The sequence below is a fragment of the Miniimonas sp. S16 genome (assembly GCF_057748195.1).
In genome coordinates this window covers 1,877,019-1,889,292 of the sequence record NZ_CM173242.1, presented here as the reverse complement: position 1 = coordinate 1,889,292, position 12,274 = coordinate 1,877,019, and the positions used below count along the sequence as shown (strand labels likewise).

The following is a 12,274-nucleotide window of genomic DNA, read 5'->3' as shown; positions in this document are numbered from 1 at the left end:
GATGGCACTGAGCAACCACGAGAAGATCCGCATCGCGCTCTTCGACCAGCTCGTGCCAGGGCTGCGACCCTTCGTCGACGCGCACCTCAACGCCAAGGTTCCGAACGGGGACTGGGTCTCCCTCTATGCCGCGCGCGAGCGGGCCAACGGCGGCCGCGGCGAGGTGAACCCGGACGATCCAGCGCTCCTCCTCAAGGTGCTCACCGAGGACTGGCGTGCCTTCGAGAAATCGCTCAACCGCGCGCAGAGCGCTCTCGCCACGGAGGTGCGCCAGGTCCGCAACGACTTCGCGCACAACAAGCAGTTCACGTCCGACGACACCTACCGCGCACTGGACTCCATCGAGCGGCTGCTGCTCGCCGTCGGCGTTCCGGAGCAAGCCGCGGCCGTCGGCAAGCTCCGTCAGGACCACCAACGCCAGGTCTACGAGGACTCCACCCGGCACCGGGCGAAGACGGCCGCGACGGTGGTGAACGTGCCGGGTGTGCGTTCGGGCCAGAGCATCAAGCCGTGGCGCGAGATCGTCACCCCGCACGAGGACGTCTCGTCGGGCCAGTTCAACGCCGCCGAGTTCGCCGCGGACCTGCACCAGGTCGCCACGGGACAGCAGAACGCACCCGAGTACGCCGACCCCCGGGAGTTCTTCGCCCGCACCTATCTCACGTCGGGTCTACGCGATCTGCTCGGCTGGGCCGCCCGGCGGATCTCCGGCGACGCCAACGCCTCCCCGGTCGTCAACCTGCAGACCCAGTTCGGCGGCGGCAAGACCCACTCGATGCTCGCGCTGTACCACCTGTTCTCCGGCGTCGCCCCGCAGGCGCTGCCGCAGGGGGTGCAGGAGGTGCTGGCGAGCGCGGCGCCCGAGGGTGCGGCGCCGTCGTGGCCGGCGGACCTGACAGTCAACCGGGTGACCCTCGTGGGGACCCACCTCTCGCCGTCGCAGCCGCTCGTGAAGTCCGACGGCACCCAGGTGCGGACGCTGTGGGGCGAGCTCGCGTGGCAGCTCGGCGGCCGCGACGCCTACGAGCGGGTCCGCGCCGCCGACGAGGCCGGCGTCCCACCGGGCGACGCCCTCGCCGACCTCGTCCGGGACCACGCACCGGCGCTCATCCTCATCGACGAGTGGGTGGCCTACGCGCGCCTGCTCGTGGACGCCGAGCGGGCGCTCCCCGGCGGCACGTTCGACGCGCAGTTCACGTTCGCGCAGCACCTCACCGAGCTCGTACGCGCCATCCCGGGCGTCATGCTGGTGGTCTCCATCCCGGCGTCGGACACGCTGGATGCGGGCGGTGTGGGCTCGGCGCTGGAGGTGGGCGGTCCGAACGGCCGCGTCGCTCTCGAGCGGCTGCAGCACGTGGTGGGCCGCACCGCCGACGACTGGCGGCCCGCGTCCTCGGCGGAGTCGTTCGAGATCGTGCGCCGGCGGTTGTTCACGGAGCCCGACGGCGTAGCCCGCGCCGACGTCGCCGCCGTCGCTCGGCAGTACGCGATGTTCTACCAGGAGCACACCGGCTCCTTCCCGCGCGAGACCACGAAGGGGGAGTACGAGGAGCGGATCCGCTCGGCGTACCCGATCCACCCCGAGCTGTTCGACCGGCTCTACCAGGACTGGTCCACCCTGGAGAAGTTCCAGCGCACCCGCGGCGTGCTGCGCCTCATGTCGGTCGTGATCCACAGCCTCTGGGCCTCGGGCGACGCCGCACCGCTGATCGCGCCCGGCACGGTGCCCGTCGCGGACTCGCGGGTGTTCAGCGAACTCACGAAGTACCTTCCGGACAACTGGAAGCCGATCGTGGACTCCGATGTGGACGGCGAGGGCTCCACGCCCGTCCGGATCGACGCCGAGAGGCCCGCGTTCGGCTCGCGCGCCCTGACCCGCCGGATCGCGCGCTCGGCGTTCCTCGCCTCGGCGCCGACGCTCGGCACCTCGCACCGCGGCGTCGACAAGCAGCGACTGTGGCTCGGGACCGCCGTGCCCGGTGACACGGTGGGCCACTTCGGCGACGCCCTTGAGCTGCTGGCACAGCGCGCGACCTACCTCTACGACGAGTCGGGCCGCTACTGGTACGACACCACGGCGTCGGTCACCAAGCAGGCCGCCGACCGCGCCGACCGGCTGCGTGAGGAGCCCGAGACGGTGTACGCAGCGATCGTCGAGCGGCTCCGCGCGAACGTCGCCGGCCGGCCCGGCCTGTTCGCGGCCGTGCACGTGGGCGTGCGGGACACCGGCGACGTGCCCGACGGCGAGGACGTGCGCCTCGTGCTCGCCCACCCCACGATCGCGCACGCGAAGGACGCCTCCACGGCGCGCGAGTTCACCGCCGAGCTGATGGCGACGGCGGGACGGGCCCAGCGGCAGCGGCGCAACACGGTGGTGGTCGTGGCCCCCGATCGAGCGCGGATGGAGGAGCTCGAGGCGGCGGTTCGCGACCAGCTCGCATGGGAGGGCATCGTCGCGTCGGCGACGTCGCTGGACCTGCGGCCGCAGCAGGTGGAGCAGGCGCGGGCGCGCGCCCGCACCGCGGCGGAGACGGTGGGCTCTCGACTCACCGGGGCCTACGTCCACGTGCTCGTCCCCGAGCAGCCCGATCCCGGCTCGCCGGCCACGGTCGGGGCGTCGCGGGTGTCCGACGGCGCAGGATCGATCGCGGAGCGCGTGGCGGACAAGCTGCGCCGCGGCGACCAGCTCGCCGACGTCTACGCGCCGGCCCGGATCCGGATGGCGCTGGAGGGCCCGCTCCAGACGCTCTGGTCACAGGGGCACGTCTCGGCCGGGACGCTCTGGTCGCTGTACACGACGTACCCGTACCTGGACCGGTTGCGGAGCCGACGCGTGCTGGAGGAGGCGATTCTCGCCGTCGCGAACTCGCTCGTCTGGCAGGTCGAGGGGTTCGCGCTCGCGGACTCGTTCGACGGCGAGCGGTACGTCGGCCTGTGGCTGCCCGGCGACGTTCCCGAGCCCGCCGGCGTGACCGACTCGACGCTGCTCGTGCGCGCCGACCGTGCGCTGGCGCAGCGGGCGGCGGACGAGGCCGCCAGAGCAGCGGCGCAGGCGGACCCACCCGATCCCCGCGGGGAGCCGTCCGCAGGCACGAGCGCCGCGGACGAGCCGCCGACCGGTCTCGGAGCGGCCGTCCCGCAGCCACCCGAGCGGCGCGTCGCTCCGCGTGCGGTGCCGCGCGGGTTCTTCGGCTCCAAGGCGCTGGACCCGCAGCGCTACGCGAAGGACTTCTCCACCGTGGTGGCGGAGGTGCTGCAGCACCTGGCTGCCGTGGACGGCGTCGAGCTCTCGGTGCGCCTGGAGATCTCGGCCACCGCGCCGGACGGGTTCTCCGAGCAGGTGGTGCGCACCGTGCGGGAGAACGCGAACCAGCTGAGGTTCGAGCAGTCCGGGTTCGAGGAGTAGGTCGGAGGCGGCGGCCGTGGTCGAGGCGATGTCCACGATCAACTGGAACGTCCCTGCGCACGCGGCCGCGACCTGGGTCGGCATCGCGATCGGCGTCACCGCGACGGTCATTCTGTGGGGGTTGTGGGAGCTTCGGAGCCGACGCGATCGGCGCCAGGAGCTGCACCGGGCCTGGTGGGACGGCCGGGCTACTGGTCGTGTCGAGTTGCGGGCGGAGATGCGGGCCGAGGTGCGGGCAGAGATGCGGGCCGCGGCGCCGCCTCCCGTGCCGGATTCTGCACCTCGGCCGCCTGCGACCACCGCGGTCTCACCCGCTGTCAAACCCGCTCCTGCAGCGCCTCCACCACAGCTCTCCGCCTTGTCGACGGCCACCGATCCGACGCCATCTGCGCCGCTTCGGCCGACATCGCCGCCGAGCAGGCGAACGGCGGTCGAACCGCACATCGTGACGCGTACGCGCGAGCCCAGCACGACTGCGCTCCGGGACGACTTCGCATCACGGCGACGGCAGTGGTCCACGGCAGAGACGTCACGCGCGGGTGAGCTGTGGGAAAGCGGCGAGACGGTGGAGCGCGTCGCGCTCGTGATGCGGATCGATCGGTTCGACGTGGCCGAGCACCTTGCCAGCCACTACTACCAGGTCCAGGGGCGCATCGGACAGGACGTGAGCCGACCACGCTACGGGCTCCGATACGAGCAGTGGGAGCTCCGCGCGATGGATCGCTTCGGACCGGCTGGCGCGACGTTCGACGAGCTCGTTGCTCGGCTCGAGCGAGACCGGCTCGGAGTGGCGATGCGCATGCTCGATCGGGGCGTCGGGCGCCCCGGCTGGCGCGAGGCGGAGCCCACGCCGCGTACTCCTCGCCCAGACCCCGAACGGCGAGTCGTGATCTTTGCCACCGCACCGGAACCTGCTTTGCGACATGCGCGCTCGACCTCACGCCGTCGGACGGCCGCTTCCCCATCGAGGATCTGTCCGACATGCCGCATCGAGCTACCAGCCACCGGAGTCTGCGACAACTGCTCGTGAGGGAGTCTCGGGTGGTGCCCGCACGACTCTGCCGGACGACGGCTCGGGCAGCGCCGAGCCGCAGCCCTGTGGCTGCGCACATCGGAACTGCTCCGAGCCGCGCCCCGTCCGCGGAGCATCGCGGGGCGGCGAATCGGCGCTTCTCCGCGCCTCACACCCCACCCGGCGGACACAACGCGAGGTCGACCACAGCCACAGCCCTGTCACGAAGCCTTGTCGGGTCGGAGTCCGTCGGCGAGCGGCGCACGGCCGCATCTCGTGCTCGAGCGCTGGGTGGACACGCGGATCACTCGGGCTGCTCGGACGCGGGGCCGCGGATCAGGGCAGCCAGCGTTGCCGTCACGAGCGAGCGGCACATCTCGTCGGGGGGATCGCGCTCGGCCATGGCGGCCAGCGTCGTCGCGCCGCAGATGACCACGAGATCGCCGAGCGCGACGGACCATCGAGACTCGACGTACTCGGCGCTCGCCGTCCCCACCCGCGACACGAGGCGCCACCGGTTGTCGACCACCGTGGCGCTCGCCGGAACGTACAGACCGAGCTCTGCGGGCGAGGGCTGAGTCACGACCGACGTGCCGCGGAACCCGGGCGAGAACCTGCCTTCGCCGCGGGGGGTCGGCGCGACGTCGAACGTGGGGTCCGCGGGCGACAGGCCGGCCTGCGGATCGGTCCAGGCGGCGTGGTCGACAGCGGCCTCGTCCGGGCTGGCGAACTGGAGGATCGAGAGGCCGATCGCCGGAGTGAGCCAGATGCCGCCCTCCGCGAACGGCGTGCTCCAGTCGCCGTCGTCGGACTCGGGCGGGTCGTCCACCGTGGCGAGCCCCACCCGTCCGCCGACGTACGCGACGGCGAGGGGCGTCGGGGACTCGACGGGAAGGTCCGCCTCGTCGGCTTCGTCGTCGCCGCACTCGGCCGCACCCGGGCACCGCAGGACGTCGACGAGACCGGAGGGCAGCTCGTCGTCGGTCGGCAGCGCGGCCTCGAGGTCGGCGAGCGTCCATGTTCGCAGCGTCGTCGCCGGCCCGAGCGAGGTCTGCCGTGCCTGTTGCTCACCGCCCGCGCACCCGGTGGCGGCGAGCGCAGCGATGAGCACGAGTATCGTGGTGTCAAAACGCCTCATACAACGTCACAGTAACGCTTGCGAGATCTATTGCCTAGTGAGTCGGGGGCCGGTAGCGCGGAGCCAGGGCGCAAGGGGGCCTGGACAGCGCTCAGCGGGTCGGCGGGGCCGGCGGGCGTGCGCGACTGCGGAACTGCGGCGGCGTGGGCGCGCTCAGGCCACGAGGGGGTTGCGCACGCGCTGCTGCGGGAACCACGAGAAGTCCCGGTCCGCCGACCACAGCTCGTCGATCCCGTGGGACAGACAGATCGCCGCGATACGGGCATCGTGCACCTTCGGGCCCGCGACGTCCCCGCGCTTCAGCAGCTCGGTCAGAACGTCGAGATGCTCGGCCGTCTCGCTCAGCAGGTGCACCTGGGGCAGGCTCGTGATAGCCCGCATCGCCTCGAGTGCCACCCCTTGCGGCGACGGCGGCGTGTAGATGCGGGGGTGAGTCACCACGGCGAGGAATTCGTGCACGCACGGCCACGGGACGGCCCAGGAGGCACCCGACGCCACCAGGTCGTCCACCACGGCGAGCGCTCGAGTGTGGTACGGGCTGTCCTCACGGTGCGCGTACACCAGGAGGTTCGTGTCCACTGCGATCACGGCGTCGAGATCCCGTAGGAGCGGATGATCACGTCGGAGGGGTCGACGTCGGACACGAGGCCGTGTCCGGCGACGGTCGGGAAGTGGAAGTCGATCGGCGGCGCGGCAGTGCGGCGATCGAGCTCGGCGGTGACCCCTGAGATGACCAGCTCTCGCAGCGTCGTGCGGTGCTCGTGAGCGACGGCGCGGGCGCGTCGCGCGAGCTCGTCCGGGATGTCGATCGTGGTCTTCACACCCCCATGGTAGGCCGGACCCGTACTCCCGCATCGGCATCGCGGCGAGCCGTATCGTGGGAGTGGGTGTGGTTGGTGCCGAGGCAGCTCACGCACGGAGGTACGCACGGCGGCGCGAGCTTCGTCCTCGATGTCAGGGGCAGCGGTTACCTTGACCGAGTCGGAACGGAGCGAGCGATGGAGGGCGAGATGAGCGGCACCGCGGTGCGACTCACGGCTCTGGAGCTGCGCCGTGTTCGAGACACCGAGCACCACCCCGGGTGGGCGCTCATCCGGGCCGAGAACGCCCCCGTCGCCGCGGCGATCCTCGGCACGTACCTCGCGGGGGACGTGCGGCGTCGGCCGGCCGCCGAGCTGGCCGAGCTGGTCGAGAGTGAGCTCGACGAGCTGCGCGAGGCTGGCTTCGACCTCCCACGTACCGCCCATGCCTACCTGGCCGAGTGGCGCGCCCAAGGACTGCTGATCCGCCGCGCTGCCGACGAGTCCCGGACGGAGACCTATGAGCTGACCGCCGAGGCGCTGGGGGCCCTTCGCTTCCTCGACCAGCTCCGCACGCCTCGGCAGGCCGCGACCCAGTCCCGCCTCGCCACTATCTCCGCTGCGCTGCGGTCGCTCGCCGTCGACACGGACCCCGACGTGACGGTCCGGCTCGCCGCCCTCGAGGAGGAGCGCGCGCGGCTGGACGAGCGCATCGCGCGCCTGCGCTCGGGCGAGGAACCCGTCGTGGACCGCGCGGCCGCGATCGAGCGTGCGCGGGACGTCGTGCAGCTCGCCGAGGAGGTGCCGGCCGACTTCGCTCGCGTTCGCACCGAGCTCGACGGCGTGAACCGCAGTTTGCGGGAGTCGATCCTCGACGGCGACACGGTGCAGGGCAGGGTGCTCGCGGAGGTCTTCCGCGGCGTCGACCTCATCGCCGAGTCGAACGCCGGGCGGACGTTCGCCGCCTTCGCCGAGCTCGTGCTCGACGCCGAGGCCGGCGCCGCGTTCGCGGACGCGGTGGGCCAGGTGCTCGACCGTGAGTTCGCTCGCGAGCTGAGCCCCGCGCAACGACGCTTCCTGCGCGGACTCCTTCCGGCTCTGGTCGACGCGAGCCTCGAGGTGCAGGTCACCATGGCCGCCTTCGCCCGCAGTCTGCGCCGGTTCGTGCACTCCCAGGACTACCTCAGCGACCGCGTGCTGCGCCGCGAGCTCACGCAGACGCTGGCCGCGGCCCTCCCCGCCGCCGCCACGACGCGACCGTGGGCGCCGTCGGGCATCGAGCTGTCGCTCACCTCGGTGCCCCTCGCAAGCGTCGGAGCAATCCAGCTGTACGACCCACAGGAGTCCGAGGTGAGCGGCGACGTGGAGGTGCACGAGGACACCGAGGTGGACCTCGACGCGTTGCGCGCGCTCGCCCGCGAGACCGAGATCGACATGGCCGAGCTGCGCGCGGCCGTCAACGACGCGCTGGCCTTCGCGCGCGACGTCACCATCGCGGAGGTGCTCGACCGGCACGGCGCCACCCAGGGCGTTGCGAGCGTGGTGGGACTCCTCGCGCTCGCCGCACGGCACGGCGTGGCGCATCCCGAGGCTCGCGAACGGGTGGAGTGGACGTCCGTGAGCGGAGTTCCGCGAGAGGCGCGCATTCCTGTCCACACCTTCACCGGGAGGGTTCCGTGACCGACACGACCTGGGGGCGCGTCGCTCCGCCGCCCGACGGCGCGCCCGCCGACGCGGCACCCGATCGCACCACGGAGCCGTTCGAGCTCGCCGACTCCTCACGGCCTGGGCTGTGGCCGGGCGACCGCGGGAGCCTCGACGCTCCGTCGCGGCGCGCGCTGCTCGCGCTGCTGCGCGGCCCGTACCTCTCCGCCGATCGCCACGGCGACCTCTGGAAGGCCCTGCTCCGTGACACCGACGCGATCGTCGCGCGCCTGAACGACGTCTACTGCGACCTGGTCGTCGACATCGACGTGGGCGTGGCGTTCGTCCGCAACGTCGAGCTGCCCGACGGCGGGGCACCCCGCGCGGTGCGCACGGCGCCGCTGACGTTCCTCGACACCGCGATGCTCCTCGTGCTGCGCCAGCACTTCCTGGCGAGCGACGGCGCAGACCGCGTGATCGTGGGAAAGGACGAGGTCGCCGAGCAGCTCGACGTGTACCGCGGGGCGATGGGCCGCGACGAGTCCGACTTCGCCCGGCGCGTCAACGCCTCCTGGACGAACATGGACAAGCACGGCTTCACGCAGCGCACCGACGTCGAGGGTCGCGTGGAGATCTCGCCGCTGCTGCGCATCATCGTCGGGCCCGAGCAGGTCGCGGCCGTGCGGGCGAGCTATGAGCGTATGGCGGCGGGCGGCGGGCCGGCCGAGACGGAGGTCGACCGCGAGGGGGACCCCCGGCCCGGCGGCGCCAGCAGCGAGGACGCAGGCGGCGGGGTCGACGTGAGCGAGACCGAGGAGGCCTCATGACCAGCGGGAGCGACGCCGTCGTGCACCCCGGGCAGTGGCGACTGAGCAGGGTCCAGGTGCTCGACTGGGGCACCTTCTCGGGCCTGCACACGGTGGACGTGGCCCGTCAGGGCCACCTGTTCGCGGGCGAGTCCGGTTCGGGCAAGTCCTCGCTCCTCGATGCGATCGCCACCGTCCTCACGCCGGCGAGGTGGCTCGCGTACAACCTCGCGGCGCAGGATGCGGGCGCGCAGCGACGCTCCGACCGCAGTCTCGTCACCTACGTCCGCGGCGCGTGGCGCCGTGAGTCCGACCTGGAGTCCGGCGGGACCACCGCGACGTACCTGCGCACGGGTGCCACGTGGAGCGGGATCCTCCTGCGCTACGAGAACGGCCAGGGCGACGTGGTCTCGTTGGTGCGACTCATGCACGCCCGCTCGACGGCGAGCTCACCTGCCGACGTCCGCCAGCTCCACCTCATCGTGCGCCGCGAGGTGGGGCTGCTCGACTTCGGCGAGCACGTGCGCCACGGGATCGACGTGCGTCGCCTCAAGCAGGCGTTCGACGCCCCGGGTGACACCGTGACCGATCAGCAGACCGTCTTCACGCAGCGCCTGCGCCGGGTCCTCGGGATCGGGCAGGGGAGCATCGCGCGCGACAGCGAGAACGCCCTCCTCCTGCTCCACCGCACGCAGGCGGCGCGCAACCTCGGCAGCCTCGACCACCTCTTCCGCACGTTCATGCTGGACGAGCCCCGGACGTTCGCGATGTCGGACAACGCGGTGGAGCAGTTCGACAACCTCGACCAGGCGCACCAGCGCGTCGTCGAGGCGCGACGCCAGGTCGAGCTGCTGCGCGTGGCCGAGGGTCCGGCCACCGCGTTCGAGCGGGCGACGAGCGAGGCCGCGACAGCGCACGAGCTGCTCGACGAGCTGGACTCCTTCCACGACCACCGCATCGCCGAGCTGCTCGAACGCAGCATCGCCGAGGACACCGCATTGCGTGCGACCCTGGCGGCCGCCATGGACGAGGCCACTCGGTCCGCGGTGCTGGCCGAGCGAGAGCTCACCGCGGCGCGCCGCGAGGTCGACGACCGAGGCGGGATCGGCGTCGCGCTGGCGCAACGGCGCGTGACCGAGGAGGCCGACGCCGCGGACCGCGTTCGGCAGCTCCACGAGCGCACCGCCAGCGCGCTCGCGTCCGTCGCGATCCCGATGCCCGACTCCTCGGCGGCGCTCGCCGAGCTGCAGGCCACGGCCCGGCGCACGCAGGACCAGGCCACCGAGGCGAAACGACGCACCGACCCCGACCTGTACGACGCGCACGACGCGCGAGCTGCGGCGCAGCGCGCGGTGGTCGAGCTCGAGGGCGAGCTCGAGGCGCTGCGCGGCCGGCGCAGCAACATGGAGCCGCGGCTCCTGGCGACGCGCACCTGGCTCGCGGACGTCCTCGGAGTCGCCGAGTCGGCGCTGCCGTTCGCGGGCGAGCTGCTGGACGTGGCACCCGAGCACGCAATCTGGCGAGGCGCGATCGAACGCGTGCTGCGCCCGCTCGCGACCACCCTGCTCGTGCGCGAGGAGCACCTGGACCGCGTCGTGCGCGCGGTCGAGGAGAGGCATCTGGGGACGAGGCTCGTGTACCAGGCCGTGCCGGCGCACGTGGGAGGGCCGCCGCCCGTGGCCACGGCCGACTCGCTGGTGCACCGGCTGAGCCTCGCACCGCACCCCGCGTCGGGCTGGCTCGCCGTCGAGCTCGCCGAGCGCTACGACTACGCCTGCGTGGCCACGCCCGAGGAGCTGCGCCGCGTGCGCCGCGGGATCACCGTCGCCGGTCAGGTCAAGGGCGGTCGAGGGCGGTACGAGAAGGACGACCGCCGCGAGGTGGGTGACCGCAGGTCCTGGGTGCTGGGCTCGGACAACGAGGAGAAGCGCGAGGCCGTTCACGCCGCGCTCGTCCAGGCGCGCGAGGAGCTCGCGCGCGCAACGGAGGTGGTGGCTGCGCTCCAGGGCCGCGCGGAGCAGCAGACCCGTCGGATCACCGTGCTCGCGGGCGTGGTCGGGCTTCGGTGGCCCGAGCTCGATCGTGACGGTGCCGCAGCCCGGGTGCGGGACGCCGAGGCCGACCTGGACCGCCTCGTCCAGGGCAACGCCGACCTCGCCACGGCGAGGGAGTGGGTCGAGCAGGCTCGGGCCGGGCAGGAGCGCGCCGCGTCCGCGCGCGATGACGCCGCCGGTGAGCTCGCCGTCGTGCACCACCGCCTCGCGGAGCGTGAGGGGGAGCTGCGGGTGGTCCGGGCGCGGGTGGCTGGGACCGCGGGGAACCTCGGGAGTACCGACGGCGTGGGCGGGTCTGTGGCCGGTCGGGACCCGGAGGCGCGTGCGGCGCTGTGGGCGTTGCTCGACGAGCGGTATCGCGCGATCCGTCGCAAGCAGACTCTCGACGGCGTGCGCGAGTCCCAGGCCAAGGTGCTGAAGGCGCTCACGGACGAACGCGTCGTGGCTGAACGCGAGGCACGCGACGCCGCGAGCCGCTACGAGGACGTCCTGCGGCGGATCCGCTCCGAGTTCCACGCCCTCGCTCCCGACCTCACCGTCTCGGTCGGGGACCGCGCCGGGTGGCGGCGCGTGCGCGAGCAGGTCGAGGGCACGGGTCTGCCCGAGCACGAGCAACGCTTCGCCGACCTCCTGCGAACCCAGTCCCGCCAGCTCGTGGCCCAGCTCCTCAACGAGCTGCGCGGTGCCCTGCGCGCGGTCCGCGAGCGGATCGACCCCGTCAACGCCTCGCTCGCGCGCTCACCGTTCGACCGGGACCGGCACCTGCGCATCGTGCCGAGCGAACGACGCTCCCAGGACGTCAACGCGTTCCTCGAGGACCTGCGCGCCGTCGCCGACGGCTCGTGGGAGGGCGAGGACCTCGCGGCCGCCGAGGTGCGCTTCGCGGTGCTGCGCCGACTCATGACCCGCCTGGGATCGGGCGAGGCGGCGGATCAGGCGTGGCGCCGCCGGTGCCTCGACACCCGCGAGCACGTCACGTTCCTCGCCCAGGAGATCGATCTCGACGGCGTGGTGGTCAACGTGCACGACTCCGGCGAGGGCCTGTCGGGGGGCCAGAAGCAGAAGCTCGTGGTGTTCTGCCTCGCCGCGGCCCTGCGCTACCAGCTGACCGACGGCGAGGAGGCCGTGCCCCGGTACGGGACGATCGTGCTCGACGAGGCATTCGACAAGGCCGACTCCGCCTACACCCGGATGGCGATGGACGTGTTCGTCGAGTTCGGCTTCCAGATGGTGCTCGCGACGCCCATGAAGCTGCTGCAGACGATCGAGGAGTACGTCGGTGCCATCACGTACGTGACGTGCCGGGACTTCAAGGAGTCGCAGGTCGGGACGGTGGCGATGCGCCGCCGCGAGGCACCCCCGCGCGTCGTCGCAGCGGGGCCCCTCGAGCCGAGCGCCCCGGTGGCCGGGTGAG

General features: G+C 72.7%; 8 protein-coding genes. 5 read left to right on the top strand and 3 right to left on the bottom strand.

Features of this window, described 5'->3' with window-relative positions:
• Position 1: 1 nt before the first annotated feature.
• Together AC3AQ1_RS08200 and AC3AQ1_RS08195 are read left to right on the top strand one after the other, a co-directional pair.
• Positions 2-3,406 (top strand): DUF499 family protein, encoded by a 3,405-nt coding sequence (locus tag AC3AQ1_RS08200; protein WP_108718589.1) that lies wholly within the window; start codon positions 2-4, stop codon positions 3,404-3,406.
• Positions 3,407-3,422: 16 nt separating this feature from the next.
• Positions 3,423-4,436 (top strand): hypothetical protein, encoded by a 1,014-nt coding sequence (locus AC3AQ1_RS08195; protein WP_159096448.1) that lies wholly within the window; start codon positions 3,423-3,425, stop codon positions 4,434-4,436.
• A gap of 286 nt (positions 4,437-4,722) precedes the next feature.
• On the opposite strand, the gene AC3AQ1_RS08190 is transcribed toward AC3AQ1_RS08195, so the two are convergent.
• The 3 genes from AC3AQ1_RS08190 to AC3AQ1_RS08180 form a co-directional block, all read right to left on the bottom strand.
• Complete coding sequence (locus AC3AQ1_RS08190) at positions 4,723-5,556, bottom strand: hypothetical protein (RefSeq protein WP_159096447.1); 834 nt, start codon at positions 5,554-5,556, stop codon at positions 4,723-4,725.
• A gap of 153 nt (positions 5,557-5,709) precedes the next feature.
• Positions 5,710-6,144 (bottom strand): type II toxin-antitoxin system VapC family toxin, encoded by a 435-nt coding sequence (locus AC3AQ1_RS08185; protein WP_108718586.1) that lies wholly within the window; start codon positions 6,142-6,144, stop codon positions 5,710-5,712.
• Positions 6,141-6,377 carry a hypothetical protein gene (locus AC3AQ1_RS08180; RefSeq protein WP_108718585.1) on the bottom strand — a complete coding sequence of 79 codons (237 nt, stop codon included), beginning with the start codon at positions 6,375-6,377 and terminating at the stop codon, positions 6,141-6,143. The genes AC3AQ1_RS08185 and AC3AQ1_RS08180 overlap by 4 nt, the downstream gene beginning before the upstream one ends.
• Positions 6,378-6,566: 189 nt before the next feature.
• On the opposite strand from AC3AQ1_RS08180, the gene AC3AQ1_RS08175 reads away from it, so the two are divergent.
• Genes AC3AQ1_RS08175 through AC3AQ1_RS08165 form a run of 3 tightly spaced genes read left to right on the top strand, consistent with a single transcriptional unit; the run spans position 6,567 to position 12,273 of the window.
• Complete coding sequence (locus AC3AQ1_RS08175; RefSeq protein WP_159096446.1) at positions 6,567-8,036, top strand: DUF3375 domain-containing protein; 1,470 nt, start codon at positions 6,567-6,569, stop codon at positions 8,034-8,036.
• A complete protein-coding gene (locus AC3AQ1_RS08170; protein WP_108718583.1) occupies positions 8,033-8,827 on the top strand; it encodes a DUF4194 domain-containing protein in 795 nt (264 codons plus the stop codon). Before AC3AQ1_RS08175 ends, AC3AQ1_RS08170 begins: the two co-directional genes overlap by 4 nt.
• Positions 8,824-12,273, top strand: a complete 3,450-nt coding sequence (locus AC3AQ1_RS08165) for an ATP-binding protein (RefSeq protein ID WP_108718582.1) — start codon at positions 8,824-8,826, stop codon at positions 12,271-12,273. Before AC3AQ1_RS08170 ends, AC3AQ1_RS08165 begins: the two co-directional genes overlap by 4 nt.
• Position 12,274: the final 1 nt, after the last annotated feature.

Coding starts and splice junctions, on each gene's coding strand:
- AC3AQ1_RS08175 (WP_159096446.1), top strand. CDS start 6,567: ATGAGCGGCACCGCGGTGCGACTCACGGCTCTGGAGCTGCGCCGTGTT.
- AC3AQ1_RS08200 (WP_108718589.1), top strand. CDS start 2: ATGGCACTGAGCAACCACGAGAAGATCCGCATCGCGCTCTTCGACCAG.
- AC3AQ1_RS08165 (WP_108718582.1), top strand. CDS start 8,824: ATGACCAGCGGGAGCGACGCCGTCGTGCACCCCGGGCAGTGGCGACTG.
- AC3AQ1_RS08190 (WP_159096447.1), bottom strand. CDS start 5,556: ATGAGGCGTTTTGACACCACGATACTCGTGCTCATCGCTGCGCTCGCC.